We start from the raw sequence: 18,624 nt of genomic DNA, 5'->3' as shown, positions 1-18,624 counted from the left end.
GAGCGTGGGGAGGGGTGGTTGGTCAGCCGGCCGCGGGGATGCGGCAGCGGATCGCCTTGCCGATGGGCGAGGGCGTGACGGTCCAGCCGGGGGCGAGGATGTCGAGGAGGAGCAGGCCGCGGCCGGACTCCGCCTCGTCGCTGTCGGGGGTGGTGTCGGTGCGGCGGGGGCCGGCGCCGGCGAGCGGGTCGTGGACGGTGACGACCGCGTCCACTCCTCGGGAGCGGTAGATCTCCACGACCAGCGGGACGTGGTCCCCGCAGGCGCGCACCGCGTTGCCGATCAGCTCGGACAGGACCAGTTGCGCGGACTCGGCGGTCTCCAGGTCGACGCCGTGGGCGACCAGGACGGTCAGCGCCAGGGCCCGCACGGTCTGCACGGTGTCCTGGTCGGCCGTCAGGTGCGCGGTGATCCCGCCGAGGCGGGGGACCAGGTACAGGCCGGGGCGCGGGGCGGGCAGGATCGGCTCCTGGGCGGTCAGGCCGGGCACGGTGCCGGTGCCGTAGGTGGTGGTGGTCATCGCTTGCCGCCCTTCGGCTTGGCCGGCGTACTGGGCTTGGTCACCGGCGTGCCGCCGGCGAAGCTGCGGGCCGTCATCACCGGCCACCGCGGACGCGGCGCAGGGCCTCGTCCATGTCCGGGTCGCTGTCACCCGGGGCGAGGTTGAGGGCGGGGCGTGCAATGATGTTGTGCAGCACAGTCGTTGCCTCCTACTTAGGCGCGACGTTGACGGCCTCGGGAGGGCAATCCCGGGGCCGTCGCTTTTTGAGGGCAGCTCCTGCCGTCCCCCCGCCGTCCCCGCACCGGCAGGCCGGGGCGGAGGCGACGGGCAGCGTCGCAGGAGAAGAGCTCTGTTCAGGCGGCAGAGCGCAGCGCGGTTAGGTGTGCGAAGGCGAAGCTGGTGGTGGCGGGACGCTGCGGGCGAGCGGCCGGCCGGTAGTCGGTTTCGCCGACCGCGTTGGTGACGACCTCGGCGACGTCGGCCGGGTCCGCGGCGGTGCCGAGCCGGCCCGCGAGGATGGGCGCCGGCTGGTTGCGCAGGCGGTTCACCAGGACGTCGGCGCTCCAATCCAGGAGATCCAGAACCTCGGTGAAGGAGAGACAGCGGGTCGCGGTGAACTCCGCCGCGTGCAGCCACAGCTCGCCGCACAAGTCGTCGACCGTGTCCTCGTTGATGTCCAGGCCGGCCTCGTCCAGCAGCTCCCGCACGAGGTCCCGCAGGCCGGTCGAGTACCAGGTGTAGGCGTCGGTGAGCAGCATGGTGGCGGTCGTTTCGGGCATCGCGGTCTCCTCGGTACGGGTGTCGGTTGTACGGCTATGCGAAGCGGCGACCCGGAGATTCCGGGCCGCCGCGGGCTGATGGAGTGCTGTTCAGTTGAACCGGGCTGAGCCCGGCGTGGTGCTGGTCAGGTGGAGAGCTGCTGGCGCTTCCGGATGGGGTTCTCGGCCAGCACGTCCTCCGCGCTGCGCACCGCGCCGATCGGGCGGGCTCCGACCGGCACCGCTGCGCCCTTGATCGGCTCGACGAGACGGCCGGTGATGTGCTGGGCCCGGCGGCGCTTCGCGAGCAGGAAGTCCACCCGCGCGTCCGGCCACTCGGCGGCGCGCTGCTTGACCTGCTCCTTCGCCTGGCGGCGCTCGGCAAGCTGCTGCTCTTCCTCGGCCCGGGCCTGGGCGGCGCGGCGTTCCGGCTCCTGACGCAGCAGCTCGAGGTAGGTGACGGCCAGGCGCTCGCCGTCAGCGCAGTGCACGACGCGAAGCCTGCCGTCCTTCTTGCTGGTGGTGCAGGCCGCGCACCGGGTGCGGTGCGTCTCGTAGGTGCGGCGGGCGGTGTCGGCGGTGGGCGCGGCCGGGGTGAGCTGGTGGATCGCCTTGGGCAGCGGGGCTTTCACCTTGCGCAGGACCTTGGTCGGCCGGCGGGCGGCGGCGTCGGCGCTGGCCTCGACCCGCTTCTCCTGCCAGCGGACCAGCGAGGGGATGTCGATGATGACCAGCCGGTTGGAGTTGCTGCAGCGGCGGGCACCGGGGGTGCCGGCGCGCTCGGTGTGGTGCGGGGCGATCTTCCACTCCTTGGTGCCCTTGTTCAGGGTCAGGGGGCACCAGGTCTGGCAGGCTGGGCAGGCCAGGACCTCGGCGCGGTGGGTGAGCTGGACCAAGGCGATGGGGAGCTTCGACACCCGGAGCGCCGGCTGGGAGGAGACGTTGGTCGTGCGGGTCCGGCGCTTGCGCTCCCGGGCCGTGGGGATCGCGATCGAGGTGGTCATCAGGTGCTCCTCGTCTGTACGGAGAAGGTGAGGGCCGCGTTGCGGTGCTCTCTCCGCCCGCCAGGCCGACCGGAACTCCCGGCGCCCTGGAGAGCGGACAGCGCATCAGCGCTGCTGCGTGGCAGCCGCATGGGTTTGGTGGAGCTACCCGGCACCCGGACTGTGGGCGGCGACTACCTGCGGTTGGGCACGCCGAATAAGCCCTGTAAGGGAGCCATTTCGGGGGCCTTGGAGAGCCGCTAGGCGGCCTCCTGATTTCACTAGTGAACAGGTTTGGGGCTTGACCGTCAAGGCCTTCGCTAGTGAAATTGCTTCAGCGATGGCCGTGGGTGCTTCACCCGTGACTGTTCGTCAATCAGGATCCACAGCACCATGGGTGGGCGCGAGCCTTCCGCGTGGCACTGCTGTGGAACCGGGCAAGGCCCACACCAGCGGGAACAGACGGGGAGGCGGCCGTGGACACGGCGATCCGGTGGACTGGCCAGAAGGCGCGGCTACTCCAGGAGACGCTCGGGCTTTCGATCCGCGAGTTCGCGAGGAAGCTGGGCGTGGACCCACGCACCGTCACCAAATGGCGGAAGCACGGGGAAAGCCTCACCTGCAACGATGAGATGCAGGAGGTGCTGAGTCGGACGCTGGACCTGGCGTCCGACGAGCAGCGCGAGACCTTCTACAGCCAGCTGGCCCGCCAGCCAGCGGGCACCGCCCCGGAGCCTGGGCAGCAGGCCGGACCTTTCGTAGTGGTCTCACACAAGTTCATCCCGGCCTACGTGGGATCGCGGCTCCGACCCGTGTTCGAGAAGGCTCTCCCTCATCCGGAAGGCCCCGGAGGGCTGGAGCAGCGAGTGCTGCCACTGGAGCACCCGGCAGGGGGCTCCGCGACCGCGCACCTGCTGGCGTGCGGCGTGGCCGTGGTGCACCTGGCGGAGGAGCTGACGCTCGAGAGCATCACCGAGCTCGCTCTCTGGCGCTACCGCACCTACCCGACGGATCGAGCGTGGGTTGGCGCCGGCCTCAACGCTCTCCTGGAAGCCGCGGTCCCCGGCCAGCCCAAGATCGAGGATCCGCAGTACGTCCTGTCGGTCTACGAGCTCCGTGAACAGAGCTGGCCGTCGTCGGCGCTGCCGACGGCACTGCACCTCCTCACGACTCCTTCCGTGCTGGTCAACCGGCAGAATCCTGAAGCCGTCGAACCTATCGGACCCCATGTGGAGACGGAGAAGTTCACCACGGCCTGGACCCACCCCGACGTCGTGGCCTTCCACGGCGGCTCATCGCCGGGCCTCGCCGGCTGGTCCGGCGTCACCTACCACCCTCAGCCTGACGAACGTGCCCTGACGGTCCGCGAGATCGTCGCGCTGGAGGTTGACGTCCAGGGCCTGTGGGCGCTCTCCTCTCAGGTCCTCGACTCCATCGAGGACGGAGAGGATCCGGTCATGCCCGAGGAGTACGGCTGGCGCTACCTAAGGGGCGCGTACTCTCGGCTTCGAGCGTCCCGCCCGGCCGAAACCGCACAGCACCGGGCCATGCGAGAGGCGGTCTTGAGCACGAGCGATCTGCCCGACCGCCTCCGCGACGCCCAGGAGGCCCTCCGAGACAGTCGTGTGTGAGCAGGCGAGAGAGGCAGAGATGGACCCTCGAACCACGGCATTGATCGTCATCGACGTACAGCAAGGATTCATCAACGCGCACAGCGCCGGAGCGGTCCCGGTGATCGTCCGCATGGTCGAAGCGTGGAAGTCGGCGGGCGCCCCCGTCGTGTTCGCCCGTTTCCAGAACCTGCCGAACTCTCCGTACGAGAAGATCAGCGGGTGGACGCGGCTGCGGACGCCAGAAGAGCAGGCCATCGTCGCGGAACTCCAGCCGCACATCGGAGACGCAGCCGCAGTGGTCGACAAGGGGACTTCCTCCGTCTTCGCTAACGGCGCTGGACGTGCCCTGGCGGAGGCCGGCTGGACTGACCTCGTCTTCGTGGGAATCGACACGGACTCGTGCGTCTACGACAGCGCCATTGACGCCTATCACTCCGGCTTCCGCCCATGGATCGCCGTCGACGCCTGCGCATCAAGCGGGGGCGATGAGTACCACTCGGCGGCCTTGTTGCTGGCCCGCCGCAACATCGGCAGCGCTCAGCTCATCACAAGTCACGACGCCATCGCGCGTCTGACCAGTACCGAAAGGGCCTACTCGTGAGCACTCCGTTCGGCGACCCGGATCTTGTAATCGTCGGCGGCGGACCAGCCGGGTGCGCAGCAGCGCTGATGGCGGCCAGCCTGGGCCTACGCTCGGCACTGATCGAGAGCAACAACATCGGCGGCCGGCTGCACGTCATCGGGGCACTCTCGAACGTCCCCGGCGACTGGGCTGACGGGCCGTCGCTCGCCCAGGCGCTTGCCCGGGATATCCGCCGGATCCAGGAATCAGGGCACTGCACGGTCATCACGGGCCGCGCGACTGCGGTATCCGCCGACAGCCGGTCGGCCAGCGTCACTCTGGCAGACGGCTCTACGGTCACAGGAAACGCAGTGATCGCCGCTACGGGCGTCGCATCCATCACTCCGGCAGAGGCCGGCTGGATCTCCGCGCCGGCCGACCTGGACCCGGCGCCGCTCTGGCGAGCCCGGCCTGCAGACCTAAAGGGCCGCGCGTGTGTCCTCGGCGGTGACCGGCCGTTGGGAACCTGGCTGCGCGCCCATCCGGACGTTCAGCGGCAGCTCCTCGTCGTCCATCCCGCCACCGACGACTACAAAACCGCTGAAGTGCAGCAGGACTCCCGCGCCCAGCTGCGCCGTGCTCGCCACGTCACGCTCAACCCCGCTCCCTGCGGCGGCTACATCGTCGACGTTGAAGCAACGGACGGCTCGACCACGGCCTACGCCTGCGACACGTTACTGACGAACATCGGCAACCGGCCCGCCGCGCTCCCCGGGCTGACCGCGGACGAAGACGGCTACTGCCCATCCGACTCGCAGGGGCCGCTCATTGCGACGGCCGGCGACCTGCGGTCGGCCCGGTTCCAACGCATCGTCACAGCCCAGGGTTCGGGCGCGCAGGCCGTTCTGAGCTGCTACTACTCCACTGCGGTGCGGGCCACGGCGTGACGGGGTGGGCCTGATGCGAGTTCCACACCAAGTTCCACGGAGCTAGCTGGAAGTCCGGGTGATGTCGGTACCAAGCTGGCTTTCGGAAACATCAGGCCCCCCTCCGCAGACTTCGCTAGTGAAATCGGGTACCCTCCTCGCATGACTGCTGCTCGTGATCATCGGCGCCCAGGCGCGGCCGACAGGATCGCGCAAGACCTGCGCGAGAAGATCGACTCCGGTGAGCTGGGGCCTGGCGACCGTCTCCCGCTCACGCGGGAGCTGACGGAGCAGTACGGCGTCACGGGTGAAACGGTGCGGCAGGCAATCATCAAGCTCAAGGCCGCCGGCGTGGTCAGGTCCAAGCAGGGCTCTGGCGTGTACGTCCGCGAGTGGAAGCCGCTGGTCTACCGACCTCAGAGCGAGTTCCGGCGCAAGCCGCCCGCCGTTGATATCTTCACGAACCTGCTCCAGACAGAGGGGCGGGACGGCATGCAGAGCATCATCGAAGTAGACGTCGAACTGCCGGACGAGGCCGTCCGGCAGCGGCTGCAGCTCGCCCCCGGTGAGCCCGTCGCGTTCCGCCGGCGGACGAGCTTCGTCGACGGCTTGCCCTTCGCCACCGACGACTCCTACGTTCCCCTCCGGATCGTTGGGGGCTCGGAGTGGATGACCCCGGGCAGTGTCGAACGCGGCACCAACCAGGTTCTGGCCGAGCTCGGCCACGAACTGGTCGAAGCGCTCGACGAGATCTACCCGCGGATGCCTCGACCCGCGGAGATGGAACGGCTTGCCCTCCCAGCTGGCACCCCAATAGCCGAGCTGATCAGTACCGGACATGACCGCGAGGGCATGCCTGTCCAGGTGACGATCTGCCTGCTACCCGGCGACCGTCACGTGGTCGTGTACGAGCGGCACCGGCGGACCGAGGAAGACTCGGAGCCCGCAAAGTGATCATCACGCGCGCCGAGATCACGGACTTGGTCCGACTGACACAGTTCCGCGTTGACGCCGCGAGGTGGCTCGCCGCACTCGGCAGCGACCAGTGGTCGACCACTTTCCCGAGCGACCAGATAGCGCAGAGCATCCGGTCCGGCGAGGTCTTCGTCGTACGCGACTCGGCAGATGCCGATGACCTCGCGGCGACCATCACGCTTGACGGTGCGGCCGACCCCCTTCTCTGGACGCCTCAGGAGCGCCAAGACAAAGCTCAGTACGTCCACAAACTCACGGTCGACAGGAAGTTCGCCGGCCTGGACCTCGGGACTCGACTCCTGGACTGGGCTGGTGATCGGGCGGCGCGCCACGGAGCGCAGTGGCTGCGGCTGGACGCCTGGACCAGCAACATCCGGCTCCAGCAGTACTACACAGAGCGGGGCTTCCAGCACGTGCGCACGATCCACGATCCAGAGGCGGGGGGATCCGGCTGGGTCGCGCAGCGCCCTGCCGAGCTCGCCCAGCACGGCTTCGACGACCGGACAGGGAAGTAAAGAGGTGAACTTGTCGGGCTTTCAGCTCGTTGGAGCGTCAGATCGACACGGTGAACGTAGCGCTACTCTGCGTCCTAACCGCAGGGGTAGGCTGTGCGCAGCAGTGATCAAAAACGACTTCGCCGCCCGGACCGTGGGGGTCCGGACGGCGGTGAAGTGGCTCGGCGCCCCCTGGCAGGGGCCCGTCCCGGTCAACCACGAGAAGGGTGGTGACGTGATGAAGGGTACCCGTAGCCGGGTCCTGGCATACGCGCGGCACCCCGCCGTGGAGCGACCGAGTCGGTCTCGCTCCGGGCGGGGTGCCGTCGTCGTGTGTGTGGCTGGGCCTGCTGCCCCCGTGTGGGGGTGCGCCGTGACCTAGCCGTCTGTGGCGGCGCCCCGACCTTTCCACGGGTCCGAGCTCCGCCGGCCGCTCTTCGGGATTTCCACCCCGAATCGGCCTACCTGCTCCACCCCGCTCTCGGGCTTCCACACCGTTGAGCGGGTTGCTGGGGGATCGGCTTCCAACCGACCACCAGCGGTTTCTTCCCAGAGGAACCACAGCCGGTCATCCAAGACCGGTCGCAGTACCCGGCTCCCTATCCAGGAGCCGTTCCGCAGTCGGGGCCCCGGCAAGGGCCTCGGCTGCACCCACCGCCAACTACCAGGACCACTCCGCGAAGACGGAGAGACAGGAGGTCGCCGATTGGGTTTCGCCCCCGCGAGGGGGCCTGTGTGTCCACACCCACGAGAGGTGCTTCTTGTCAGCACTCCCGAGGGGGTGCTGCCGCCCTACCCATCTAGCAGCAGGGAGCGTTGTCATTATTGAGCAGGTCAGCGGGCCTTTCCAGTCTTGCGGTGCCCCCGTCGTCGCCGGTGGTGTCCCCGGTTTGAGCTCGCACGATGGGGGAGGGGAGGGGCGAGAGATCTCCTCCCCCGCTCCAGCCTTGGGTTCTGTGGGCGGACCGGTTGGCGGACCGGTTGTCGGATCCGCCACGCTCGCTGTCGACAATGTGACGCACATCACTCGTCTGGGTGAGGCTCCAGGTGTCACACGGTCGCGTCCGAACCAGATGATTCCGGCCGTGCCGGTCGTTCCCGGCCAGCGCCAGGCGCTGGCCGAGGTCACCGCCGTGGTTCCGACCCGGGTGGCGTGGGTGCCGCTGGAGCACCAGCTGGTGTCGGGGGCGGCCGGGCGGATCGCGCTGGACGGGTACTCGTGGATGCAGGCGGTCCACTGGGTGCACGGGGCCGGCCTGTACGTCCCGCCGCCGCGGCGTCCCGGGTTCTGTGAGACGACGGTCAAGTTGGCGGAGGTGCTGTCGAGGCTGACGCCGTGTCGGCCGTCGATCGCCTATCTGATGCGCGAGCTGAAGTGCAGCCGGCGGACCGTGCAGTACCACCGGGACATCCTCCAGGCGACCGGCCTGCTGGCCTGGCGCTCGGTCGGCACCCGGCTGCCGCTGGCGCCTGGTCGGAAGCGGGTCACGTGCCTGGCGTCCGAGTACGAGCGGCTGATCCCGGTCAGCTACGACCAAGCGCTCGGGATCCGCACTGCGGGCGAGGGCCTGGAGCGGCGGATGACCGGCATCTCGGAGGAGGGCCGCTCCGTCATCGCGGAGCTCGGAAAGAAGGCCGCCCGGAAGCTGCGCCGTCCCCGTCGCACCGTTCGTCACAGCCGTGCCCGACAGTCCGTCAGCACCCCGCGTTGCACCCCATTGGAGGGTGGTACCACTGACTGCCTGAGCTCTCCCTCCGTGCGTGATTCAAAAACTACGGGCGCGGCCCGTGAGACGACGTCCAGCACCAGGAAGAAGCGCGCTGCGCGGCAAGCCGGGCAGCGGCGGCGCACGGTGCTCGGGCAGGTCGTCACGGCGGCGATGATGGTGGCCGGCGACCAGCTGGCCCGGGTCGCGTACCGGCGGGTGCCGTGGGTGCGGCAGGCCTCGCACGACCAGCTGCGGTGGGTCCTCAACGACCTCGCTGAACGGGGCTGGAGCCAGGACCAGGTCATGGCCTGGCTGGGCGAGATCGCAGCTCAGTACGGGTGCGCCGGGGTGCTGTGGCGCCCGGAGCGGCCCCACTCGCTGATCGCGCACGCCCTGCGCCAGGACGTCGAGCAGGAGCGGCACGACCAGGCGGTGGCCGAGCGGGCCGCCGTCCGGGTCGAGGACACCTCCGTGGCCGCTGTCCAGGAGCTGGCCGGCGAGCTGGACTTCATGGCCGACCTGTTCGGCGCGGCCGCCACTACCGCGCCCGTGACCAGGCAGGACCTGCAACAGGTCGCCTACCTGCCCGCGGCCGCGCTCGCCCAGATGGAAGCCTCCGGCGACCAGGCCTTCGAGCGCTTCGGCGCCGGCCTGGTCGCGCGGTACGCCTCCCTCGACGCGAACCCGAACATCCAACTGGGAGTGACCCGGTGACCGACGACGTCCGATTCGAACTACGGCGGGCCTTCCCCTGGTGGACGCACACCGCCACCCCGGCCCTGGCCGCCCACACCGTGCCGGTCTACGACCCGAAGACCGGCGAGCTGCTGGTGCTGTGCGACACCAGGGCCTACCTGCTCCAGACCAAGCTGCTCACCCACTCCCTGCTAGCCAAGCTCAACCGCCTCACCGACGCTCCCCAGGTCACCGCGCTGCGCCTGGTCCTCGCCTCGACCAGCGTCGTCGTCACCGGCCCGGCCGGCTGGGCCGACAAGCAGCTGGTCGAGGACGTGCTGCTGGAGACCTGGCACGACATCGTCCAGGACCGCGGCCCGCTCCACCTGCTGGCCGTCCGACACCTCGAGGCCGCCGGCGAAGTCGGCGACCTGGCCCACCGCTGGGCCGAAGCCCACGGTCAGCCCATCGAACCGGTGCTCCGCGACGCTCGGTGCGGGTGCCTCGACACCGGCGTCGACCACAGCCACCCGCCGCTCACTGACGAGGAACTGGCCGCCCGGCTCGTCACGGACGCCAGCCTGGTCCTCGCCTTCATCGACAACCGGGCCCTCGACGAGCTGATCGCCGACGCCGCCGAGCACGCCCGCATCCCCGTCAGGAGGTTCACCGCATGACCAGCACCACCCAGGAGCCCAGCGGCGCCGACCTGGCCCGCACCGCGCTTCGCGCCGCCCGCCGCACCGCCCGCCTCAACGGCAACGCCCCCGTCAAGAAGACCGTCCCGACCCGCCAGCAGATCGCCCGCGCCGGCCGGGACGCCCGCGACCCCTCCACCCTGGCCTCCGTCGTGCCCGCCATGGCCACCGCCCAGGGCTGGGCGCTGGGCACCGCCCAGGGCACCATGCGCACCAACTGGACCCAGCTGGTCGGCACCGAGGAAGCGCTGCACTGGTTCCCGGCCGGCTTCAACGCCGACACCCGCACCCTGCGCATCACCTGCGACTCCCCGGCCTGGGCCACCAAACTGCGCCTGGAGCAGCGCCAGCTCCTCGCCAAGCTCAACACCGCCAAGCCCGGCACCGTCCGCGCCATCGACATCCGCGTCGGCGCGGCCGCCGTACCCACCCCGGCGCCCGACGTCGAACCGACCACCGCCCCGGCCCGACAGCACTCCGCCCCGGCACCCGCGCCGACCGCGCCCCCGCTCGCCGACAACACCGTCTACCAACAGCTCCGCCAGCAGATGCGCGACCAGGCCCAGGCCCGCCAGGCCGCCCTCGACGAAGCCGCCGCAGCCCGGGAGGAGATCCTGCGCCGGCACTACAACCGCCCGCGCGAACCCGAGGAAGCCCACCGGCCCTGCGTCGAGGACGAGGAGGCCCTGGCCCGAATCGCCCGGGCCCGCGAAGCCCTCGCCCGCCACCACGCTGCCCTCGCCGTCGCGCGCGGTCACGCCGTCCCCCTGCGCACCAACCACGTCCAGCAGCCGGCCGCCCTCTCCGGTGCCGCGTGACACCCAGATCGTTGCCGGCCACCGGGGCCGGTCCGCCGTACGACGGCCCGGCCTGGCCCCCGCCCCAGTGGGCTGGGTACCCTCCGCTTCGCCGATGCCTGCCCGAACCGCCAAGCCGGTTCCGGCCTTGCCGCTGCCGACTGCGGGTCGCAGCCCCCTGAAAGTTATCCCTGCACAGAACTTTCTGTGCAGGCAACGGCATGTCACCGCACGCTGCTCAGATCACCAACCTCGGCCAGCTTCCTACCTCGGCCTGACGCCGCCGACTACCACGTGGGCCCGCCAACCTGACGGGCCCTGGGCGTTACCACCACGTGTCGCGTTTGTCCTGTGGCGGGTGCAGAAGTGCCGGATCCTGTGGGGCCGGGGAGCAGCGTCTACAGCAGGCCACCCAGGGGCCAGACACGCTCGGCGAGCCGGCCGCGCAGCAGGCCGTCGGCGGTGTCGGCTTCGGTGAGCCAGTCGGCGGCGACCAGCTGGGCGGCGTGCTCGCTGCTCTCCTCGACCGGCAGGGCGCAGAACGCGGCGGCCGCCTGAAGCGGGATCCCGCCGTCCTCGGGGTGGCCGAGGCGGCCGTCGGGGCGGGTGTGGGCGGCGGTGTACAGGGCGAGGAGCCGGGTGGCGGCACCGGCCTTCTTCTTGCGGAGCTTGCGGTCGCCGACGGTCTTCTGGGCCCAGCCGGAGAGCTTGGGGCGGGTGGACTTGCCGAAGGTGAACGGATACGGGTCACGGGGCAGCAGCGAGGGCACCGTAACCAGGGCGGGGCTCTCGGGCCGGGAGGCCAGGGCCTCGGTGACGGTGCCGGGCAGACGCAGCCAGTCGGCGGCGACCAGCTGATTCAGGACCCGTTCGGTGTCGTCTGCGAGCCAGCCGGTGAGGTCCTGGCCAGTGACGTTCCCGGTGCCGGTGCGCGCGGTGCGCAGGGTGAGCATGAGGACGGCCAGGTGCACTTGGGGGTCGTGGTGCGGGGCATGGGCGGCGACGTAGTCCAGCACGGTGCGGGCGCAGGCGGCCTGCTGACGGGTCAGCAACCTTTCCACCACGACCTCGCGCTGGCCGTCGGTGCCGTCGGGCACGTAGGCGGTGCGGTTGCGGTGGGTCTCGCGTTCGGTTTGCGCCGCCTGCCGGGCCCGCTGCGCCTCCAGGCGCAGGTTGGCGTCGCCAGTGACGTCGGCCCACAGGTCGAACGCGCGGGCCTTGCGCTCCTGGAGCTCGGCGAGCAGCGCGTGGTCGGGTTCGGGGCGCTTTTGGTGGTCGCGGAAGGCGTCGCCGAGTTCGACGAGCTCTGCGCGCAGGGAGTCGGGCTGCAGGTTGGACGGCACGACCCGCTGTGCGATCTTCCCCCACCGCTTCGGGCTCTGCGGCGCTTTGGCCGGTGCAGCCGTGCGGGCACCGGGCACGGCCGGTGCGGCGGTGGGGGAAGGCGACCCGGTCGTGGGGGAGAGGGTGTGGTCGGAGAACGCCGCCGCCACGCTCAGGCCCGCGGTGCTGTTCGCGCGCTCCTCCTGCGCGGTCGGCTTCCCGCCCGCCTGGTCTGCCGCGGCGGGCGCGGTGCAGGCCGTGGGCACAGCGTGGGCCAGCACCCGGCAGCCCGGGGTGGCGGCCGCGCAGCGCGCGCACGTCTCCGCCAGCCGCCACAGCCGTCCCGCCCGGTCCGCGTACACCGCCAGAACCACCGGGCCGCCGCACCGCACCGCCCCCGCTACCGCCGTCGGCCGCGCCCCGCCGTGCCGTCCGGCGCTCGCATCCGGATCGGCGACATGCCACGCGCAGCCGCCGGCCAGACAGGCGCAGTACGCGTTACCTCGCGGCCCCCCGCCCGTACGGACGCGGGCGACGTGCAGCTTGACGTGCTCCACCGCCGCCCTGCGCCCCTCGGCGGTGCTCGGGAAGCGCTGGTCGGCGCAGGCCGCGGCGGAGCAGGACAGCCGGACGGTGCCGGCTGTGGGGCGGCCGTAGGGGTCCAGGCGCACCGTGAACGCCCGTCCCATGACGCGTTCCTGCTGCGTACCGGTCTCGGCCTGCATCGTCACCTGCGACTCCCCGCGCTGTGTAGGCCCGTTGTCCCGGGCGAATTCCATCATCGTGGAGCCGGCCCATCGGATGGGGTGAGTGGCGACACGCCGCGCCAAGCGGATCGCCCCTCACCGGCGCCGCATGACCCTAGCCCGTGACCGCGTCCGTGACCGGCCCGCTGGGTCGGCCGGCGGGGGTAGCGTGGGCGGCCGCGGGATGTTGATCGACGGGGAGGGGTAAGCGGTGCGGTTTCCCAGCAGGGGGCAGCTGGCGGTCCTGAGCGAGGCCGAGTTCGAGGCGCTCGCCTCGTTGCACTTCGCGATGACCGAGGTGCGGCACGAGTGGGGCACCTCCAGGGCGGCCCTGGACCGGCTGTTCGCCTTGTCGGATCACGCCGAGCACCTCGATGACGGTGCCCGGTTCACCTTCCGGTCGCGGGCGCTGGACGAAGTGCGCCGTGCCTCCTACCAGTACACCGATGCGGTGGAAAAGGTGATGTGGCCGTGCGTCAGCGCCTACACCGTGCTCGGCATCGCCGTCCTGGAACGAGTGGTCGACGGCAAGGTTCCGCTGACCGACCAGGTGGTGGCGGAGCTGGCCGAGGAGCCGACGCTCGGACAGCTGCACGCCGCACTGTCCGTTCCGGTTCCGGCCCTGCTGACTGCACGCGACGCCCAGTCCGTCGAATCCGCCCAGGAACGCCGCGAGCAGCTGCTGGCAAGGGTGGAGGTCATCTACGAATGCCTCGACGATCCGATGTTGCCCTCACCGCTGACCCGGGAGCAGGCGGCCGTTAGCCGGCTGACCGAGGCGCAGCCCGAGGGCACCGACGCGCTCTGGGAGGGGCTGCTGGAGCCTCTCGTGCTCCTGGCCGGCCAGACACCCTCCGATGTCGCCTTCCACCTTCGCCAGCGCGGCTGACCATCGTCCGAGCGTCGGCGCCGGTAAACATAGACTCGGGCGTGCCGTCACCGGGCGATCTGGGTATTTACGCCGCCCGGAGGCCCGGCTCGGTGACACGATGCGAGTGCGGCTGACCCCCACGAGTGCCGGGAGGATCTCCGCTGTGTCAGACCCAGCTGGGATGCCGGCGGCTGACCCCCGCGAGTGCGGGGAGGAGTCGGCCGCTGTGCCCCCGTCACCGTCGACGTGCGGCTGACCCCGGCGCGTGCGGGGAGGAGGCGGCAGAACGCCCGCGTTCGCCAGTGGGCCGCGGCTGACCCCCGCGGGCGCGGGGAGGACATGTTGCGGACCATGCCGGAGAACGTGCTCATCGGCTGACCCCTGCGGGTGCGGGGAGGACCGGCAAGCGATGATCACGCCCGCCCCCACGGCCGGCTGACCCCGCGGGTGCGGGGAGGACATACCGATGCTGGCGAACTTGAGCGCCTCCTCCGGCTGACCCCCGCGGGTGCGGCGAGGGCTGGGATTCAGTGGGAGGGCTGGGTTCAGCGGATTACGACCCGTACGCCGTCGGCTGACCCCCGCGGTTGCGGGGAGGACACGCGGTAGGAGCTGCCGACGCGGTCCGCGACCGGCTGACCCCGCGGGTGCGGGGAGGACCAGCCCACCGAGCCGCGCGAGCCGCTGCACGTCGGCTGTCCCCCGCGGGTGCGAGGAAGACGCCACGAGGAGCCCCGAGTTCGGGTTCGTCTCCGGCTGACCCCTGCAGGTGCGGGGAGGAGTGGCGTCCCGGTGGTGCACCTACACCGAATTGCGGCTGACCCCCGCATGTGCGGGGAGGAGGAACGCCGCCTGCGCCTCCGCTGCCTCCTTCGCGGCTGACCCCCGCATGTGCGGGGAGGAGCCCGCGCTCGCGGGGGTTGCTCCCTCGTCAGCCGGCTGACCCCCGCATGTGCGGGGAGGAGCCAACGGCCAGGCCTGCCAAGGGGAGAGGGGGCGGCTGACCCCCGCATGTGCGGGGAGGAGGCTTTCTGACCTGCGGCGCAGCAGCGGCTTTGCTAAAGGGCCTCCGCCAGCCGCACCGTCAACGTGCTCGGCTGACCCCCGCCTGCGCGGGGAGGACCCCCCGATGACGGTGACTTCCGCAGCCCCGCCCACGCCCTGGTCGGCTGACCCCCGCGGGCGCGGGGAGGACCTCCTTGAGGGCGCCCGGGCCCGCATCGCTCACGGCTGACCCCCGCGGTGCGGGGAGGACCGGTGTCGTTCCAGTGCGTGTGCATGCGGGTCCGGCTGACCCCCGCGGGTGCGGGGAAGACCTCAGCCCTGTTCGGGCGATCCACTCGGCGAGCGGCTGACCCGCGCGGGTGCGGGGAGGACTGACTCCTGACGGAGTCCTCCGAGGCATGCCGCGGCTGATCCCCACGGGTGGGGGGGGAGGAGCCCGGTTCGGCTGAATGCTCGCCTTGCCCAGCTGGCTGACCCCCGCGGGTGCGGGGAGGACGACGCCGACCCTCGACGGCCCGGCCTCCCGCGTGCACCGCGGCTGACCCCCGCGGGTGCGGGGAGGACGCGCGCTTGACCAGCGCGGTCGGGTCGAACTCCGGCTGACCCCCGCAGGCGCGGGGAGGACTCAACGGGCAGGCGCCAGAACGCGTAGACCGCCGGCTGACCCCCGTGGGTGTGGGGAGGAGCCACACTCGGCTCGGCCTCAACCTCGACGACGACCGCGGCTGACCCCCGCCCGCGCGGGGAGGAGGACGCCTACAGGCGCCAAATCCAGGACGGAACCGGCTGACCCCCGCCCGCGCGGGGAGGAGGCTTTCTGACCTGCGGCGCAGCAGCGGCTTTGCTGTTTCTCGACTGGTCTGCGCCACTTGGTGTGCTGTTGTGGTGTCAAGGTGCGAGTTCTTATCGTGTCACGCGGCGCATGGTCGGCGTTTGACAAGTCCGCGGCGGGCCCGTGCTGGTGGGGAAGGCCGACGGGGGACCCCGCAGGCGCGGGGACGGCGGTGCGGGGAGGACCACGGCCACCGCAGCATCACGGTCAACGGCAGCGGCTGACCCCCGCGGGTGCGGGGAGGACAGGGGGACCTCTGGCGGCGCACCATCACCTGACGGCTGACCCCCGCAGGCGCGGGAAGGACTCCGCGACGCTCCACGGCGGGGGCGGTGAAGCGCGGCTGACCCCCGCGGGTGCGGGGAGGACGAGGCCGGCTACTACCCCGACGAGGCCCGCGGCGGCTGACCCCCGCGGGTGCGGGGAGGACCAGGGCCGCGACTACCGCGAGACGTTCCAGGTCGGCTGACCCCCGCGAGTGCGGGGAGGAGTTCCTCGGTCAGTTCCGTGGCCCGGGCCTCGGCGGCTGACCCCCGCGGGTGCGGGGAGGACTCTGCAGGGACTTCCTGGTCGATGATGAACCCCGGCTGACCCCCGCAGGCGCGGACGGACAGGGACATGGAAGCGCGGTTCCGCCGGCTCGGCGGCTGACCCTCGCCTGCGCGGGGAGGACAGTTCCGGTTTCCCTGGTTAGGAACCCTCGCTCGGCTGACCCCCGCCTGCGCGGGGAGGACTTCCTTGCGGTTCGGGAGTCCAGCACTCTCGGCGGCTGCCCCCCGCCTGCGCGGGGAGGACACCGTGACGATGCCCCGCACGAGGTTCAGCCGCGGCTGACCCCCGCTCGCGCGGGGAGGAGCGCCGTTGTCCACGGCGAGTTTGAAGATCTGCGGGCTGACCCCCGCTCGCGCGGGGAGGAGACCGCCGGCACCGTCACCCCCGCGAAGGTCTCCGGCTGACCCCCGCTCGCGCGGGGAGGAGGACGGTCCCGCGACGATCGTCCCGACGCCGGCCGGCTGACCCCCGCTCGCGCGGGGAGGAGGCTTTCTGGCCTGCGGCGCAGCAGCGGCTTTGCTGTTTTCTTTACTGGCCGGTTGGGTGTCGGCTGGCCTCGTGTGGTCAGAACGCGGTGGTGTCCAGGGTCAGATTGAACGGCTCGGGCAGCCGGAGCGCGGTCCCGAACGGGTGGGGGCCGTCGATGACGGCGTAGCCGAGGTCGTGAGGCTCGGAGAACAGGGTGCAGGTGCGGTTCTGCCGGTCGGCGAGCAGGTAGAGCGGGGCACCGTACTGGGCGTAGCGCTTGCGCTTGGTGACACGGTCGGTGTCGCCATTGGACTCGGAGGTGACCTCGACGACCAGGAGGGTCTGGTCGGGGGTGAGAGCGCCCGCGCCTTTGGCCAGGTCTTCGGGGATGACCGCGAGGTCAGGCATGTACCAGTTGGGGGAGCCGGGCAGGTCGAGGTTCCCGGACCCGCTGATACAGCCGAGCTCATCGACGCGGCGGTCGAGCTGGCGGCGGATCTTCGCCGCCACGTTCTCGTGGTCCCACGTGGGTGACACCAGGACGATCCGCCCCTCGATGACCTGGGCCCACCGGTGATCGATGAGCTGCACGGCGTATTTCAACGCGGCCTCGTGATTCACGTCCGCGTACGCGATCGGCTGCGCGCTCAACGGTTCGCCTCCTCCGGCCTGGCTGTGGTGTGTTCGACCGGACACCCACGGCTCCTACCGTAGCTGTTCGGGAGTCTGGCGGGGAATGATCCCCGTGCCTGTGAGGAAGAGGGGCGGGCGTGATGCCGAGCGGTCATGCCCGGCTGACCCCCGCGGGTGCGGGGAGGACCTCTCCGATCCGGCCTCCATCGGCTGACCCGCGCCTGCGGGGAGGAGGACCAGCGCCGGGTGGCGGCTGACCCCCGCGGGCGCGGGGAGGACATGCAGTTCCCTCCCTGAGTGCTGTATGAACTCGGCTGACCCCCGCGGGCGCGGAGAGGACTTCTTCGGCAACGCTGCCGCCGTCGTCGGCCGCAGCGGACCCCCGCGGGTGCGGGGAGGACGCGCGAGGCCTCGCTGCGGTCGGCGCACTCCACGGCTGACCCCCGCGCCTGCGGGGAGGACCGCCGGGCCACGTCCCACTCCTCGGGGCTGACCGGCTGACCCCCGCGCCTGCGGGGAGGACGACGGCGAGAACCCCGAGGTGTGGGTGTCCGGCGGCTGACCCCTGCGCCTGCGGGGAGGACGACGGCGAGAACCCCGAGGTGTGGGTGTCCGGCGGCTGACCCCCGCGCCTGCGGGGAGGACGACGGCGAGAACCCCGAGGTGTGGGTGTCCGACGGCTGACCCCCGCGCCTGCGGGGAGGACGACGGCGAGAACCCCGAGGTGTGGGTGTCCGACGGCTGACCCCCGCGCCTGCGGGGAGGACCGGCCGGGGGTGACGGCCCGGGGGTGACACTTCGGCTGACCCGCGCGCCTGCGGGGAGGACGAGGACGGTGCGCTGGGACGCGCCGAAGAGCGCGCTGATCCCCGCGCCTGCGGGGAGGACGCTGAAGGACGCAGGCCTGGACGAACGGCTGGCGGACGGCTGCCCCCCGCGCCTGCGGGGAGGACGGGGCCCCGTCGCGTTTCATCTCGCCTCCGAGCGGCTGACCCCCGCGCCTGCGGGGAGGACTGTGCCGCGGCCGCAGCTGCGGCCTGCTGCTGCGGCTGACCCCCGCGCCTGCGGGGAGGACCCCTCCAACGAGGCGGTGGTGCGGCCGAGGTCCGGCTGACCCCCGCGCCTGCGGGGAGGACGAGCAGGCCCCCGGCGTCCCCGGTGACCACGCCGGCTGACCCCCGCGCCTGCGGGGAGGACGACGGCAACGGTCGCCACGAGCACGTCGTCAACGGCTGACCCCCGCGCCTGCGGGGAGGACCTCGGCGGCGCGGACGGCGGCGAGCGCGGCAGCGGCTGACCCCCGCGCCTGCGGGGAGGACCCCGGACCTTCGCGTAGCCGAACCTCGTCAGCCGGCTGACCCCCGCGCCTGCGGGGAGGACACCCCGGGCACCGCGTACAGGGCCCGGCCGTCCGGCTGACCCCCGCGCCTGCGGGGAGGACGGGGCGAGGCAGATGACGTTCGTCGTCGCGGCCGGCTGACCCCCGCGCCTGCGGGGAGGAC

At 71.6% G+C, this 18,624-nt stretch carries 14 protein-coding genes and 2 CRISPR repeat arrays (1 of these 16 running past the window's edge); of the genes, 9 read left to right on the top strand and 5 right to left on the bottom strand.

Features of this window, described 5'->3' with window-relative positions:
• Window positions 1–22: 22 nt before the first annotated feature.
• The 3 genes from HS99_RS04130 to HS99_RS04120 all read right to left on the bottom strand — a co-directional run bounded on the left by HS99_RS04130 (window position 23) and on the right by HS99_RS04120 (window position 2,264).
• Window positions 23–520: an ATP-binding protein gene (locus tag HS99_RS04130; RefSeq protein ID WP_030557366.1), complete on the bottom strand. Its 498-nt coding sequence runs from the start codon at window positions 518–520 to the stop codon at window positions 23–25.
• A 335-nt stretch (window positions 521–855) separates the two neighbouring features.
• Window positions 856–1,281, bottom strand: a complete 426-nt coding sequence (locus HS99_RS04125; protein ID WP_030557365.1) for a hypothetical protein — start codon at window positions 1,279–1,281, stop codon at window positions 856–858.
• 125 nt (window positions 1,282–1,406) lie between these two features.
• On the bottom strand, window positions 1,407–2,264 hold the full coding sequence (locus HS99_RS04120) for a hypothetical protein (RefSeq protein WP_050366146.1): 858 nt from the start codon (window positions 2,262–2,264) through the stop codon (window positions 1,407–1,409).
• Between the two features lie 455 nt (window positions 2,265–2,719).
• Between HS99_RS04120 and HS99_RS04115 the strand changes: the two genes are divergently transcribed.
• The 8 genes from HS99_RS04115 (at window position 2,720) to HS99_RS04080 (ending at window position 10,713) form a co-directional block, all read left to right on the top strand.
• Window positions 2,720–3,874, top strand: a complete 1,155-nt coding sequence (locus HS99_RS04115; RefSeq protein WP_030557362.1) for a helix-turn-helix domain-containing protein — start codon at window positions 2,720–2,722, stop codon at window positions 3,872–3,874.
• Window positions 3,875–3,893: 19 nt separating this feature from the next.
• Window positions 3,894–4,457 carry a cysteine hydrolase family protein gene (locus HS99_RS04110; RefSeq protein ID WP_030557360.1) on the top strand — a complete coding sequence of 188 codons (564 nt, stop codon included), beginning with the start codon at window positions 3,894–3,896 and terminating at the stop codon, window positions 4,455–4,457.
• Window positions 4,454–5,365 carry an FAD-dependent oxidoreductase gene (locus HS99_RS04105; protein ID WP_030557359.1) on the top strand — a complete coding sequence of 304 codons (912 nt, stop codon included), beginning with the start codon at window positions 4,454–4,456 and terminating at the stop codon, window positions 5,363–5,365. The genes HS99_RS04110 and HS99_RS04105 overlap by 4 nt, the downstream gene beginning before the upstream one ends.
• Before the next feature lie 141 nt (window positions 5,366–5,506).
• Window positions 5,507–6,298 carry a GntR family transcriptional regulator gene (locus HS99_RS04100; protein ID WP_046385784.1) on the top strand — a complete coding sequence of 264 codons (792 nt, stop codon included), beginning with the start codon at window positions 5,507–5,509 and terminating at the stop codon, window positions 6,296–6,298.
• Window positions 6,295–6,834 carry a GNAT family N-acetyltransferase gene (locus tag HS99_RS04095; protein ID WP_030557356.1) on the top strand — a complete coding sequence of 180 codons (540 nt, stop codon included), beginning with the start codon at window positions 6,295–6,297 and terminating at the stop codon, window positions 6,832–6,834. Before HS99_RS04100 ends, HS99_RS04095 begins: the two co-directional genes overlap by 4 nt.
• Window positions 6,835–7,898: 1,064 nt before the next feature.
• Complete coding sequence (locus tag HS99_RS04090) at window positions 7,899–9,236, top strand: hypothetical protein (RefSeq protein WP_141763655.1); 1,338 nt, start codon at window positions 7,899–7,901, stop codon at window positions 9,234–9,236.
• Entirely contained in the window at window positions 9,233–9,874 is a 642-nt protein-coding gene (locus tag HS99_RS42235; protein WP_030557353.1) for a hypothetical protein, read from the top strand. The genes HS99_RS04090 and HS99_RS42235 overlap by 4 nt, the downstream gene beginning before the upstream one ends.
• Window positions 9,871–10,713, top strand: coding sequence for a DciA family protein (locus tag HS99_RS04080; protein ID WP_050366148.1), 843 nt, complete (start codon window positions 9,871–9,873; stop codon window positions 10,711–10,713). Before HS99_RS42235 ends, HS99_RS04080 begins: the two co-directional genes overlap by 4 nt.
• Window positions 10,714–11,090: 377 nt before the next feature.
• Here the strand turns inward: HS99_RS04080 and HS99_RS04075 are convergent, their stop codons facing one another.
• On the bottom strand, window positions 11,091–12,740 hold the full coding sequence (locus HS99_RS04075) for a hypothetical protein (protein ID WP_030557350.1): 1,650 nt from the start codon (window positions 12,738–12,740) through the stop codon (window positions 11,091–11,093).
• Window positions 12,741–12,972: 232 nt separating this feature from the next.
• On the opposite strand from HS99_RS04075, the gene HS99_RS04070 reads away from it, so the two are divergent.
• Window positions 12,973–13,650 carry a hypothetical protein gene (locus tag HS99_RS04070; RefSeq protein WP_030557349.1) on the top strand — a complete coding sequence of 226 codons (678 nt, stop codon included), beginning with the start codon at window positions 12,973–12,975 and terminating at the stop codon, window positions 13,648–13,650.
• Window positions 13,651–15,685: 2,035 nt separating this feature from the next.
• A CRISPR array of direct repeats spans window positions 15,686–16,021; the repeat unit is 29 nt.
• Window positions 16,022–16,585: 564 nt separating this feature from the next.
• Here HS99_RS04070 and HS99_RS04065 read toward each other — a convergent pair.
• On the bottom strand, window positions 16,586–17,140 hold the full coding sequence (locus HS99_RS04065; RefSeq protein ID WP_030557348.1) for a Uma2 family endonuclease: 555 nt from the start codon (window positions 17,138–17,140) through the stop codon (window positions 16,586–16,588).
• A 139-nt stretch (window positions 17,141–17,279) separates the two neighbouring features.
• Window positions 17,280–18,624: a CRISPR direct-repeat array (repeat unit 29 nt; unit sequence CGGCTGACCCCCGCGCCTGCGGGGAGGAC) (it continues 2,135 nt past the right edge of the window).

Source organism: Kitasatospora aureofaciens (assembly GCF_001188955.3).
Lineage (GTDB): Bacteria > Actinomycetota > Actinomycetes > Streptomycetales > Streptomycetaceae > Kitasatospora > Kitasatospora aureofaciens.
Note: the sequence above shows the minus strand (reverse complement) of the source record. Positions and strands in the feature narration are given on the sequence as shown.

Excerpts from the sequence above, each read along its gene's own strand:
- HS99_RS04130 (WP_030557366.1), bottom strand. The coding sequence starts at position 520 with ATGACCACCACCACCTACGGCACCGGCACCGTGCCCGGCCTGACCGCC.
- HS99_RS04125 (WP_030557365.1), bottom strand. The coding sequence starts at position 1,281 with ATGCCCGAAACGACCGCCACCATGCTGCTCACCGACGCCTACACCTGG.
- HS99_RS04120 (WP_050366146.1), bottom strand. The coding sequence starts at position 2,264 with ATGACCACCTCGATCGCGATCCCCACGGCCCGGGAGCGCAAGCGCCGG.
- HS99_RS04110 (WP_030557360.1), top strand. The coding sequence starts at position 3,894 with ATGGACCCTCGAACCACGGCATTGATCGTCATCGACGTACAGCAAGGA.
- HS99_RS04100 (WP_046385784.1), top strand. The coding sequence starts at position 5,507 with ATGACTGCTGCTCGTGATCATCGGCGCCCAGGCGCGGCCGACAGGATC.
- HS99_RS04080 (WP_050366148.1), top strand. The coding sequence starts at position 9,871 with ATGACCAGCACCACCCAGGAGCCCAGCGGCGCCGACCTGGCCCGCACC.
- HS99_RS04075 (WP_030557350.1), bottom strand. The coding sequence starts at position 12,740 with ATGCAGGCCGAGACCGGTACGCAGCAGGAACGCGTCATGGGACGGGCG.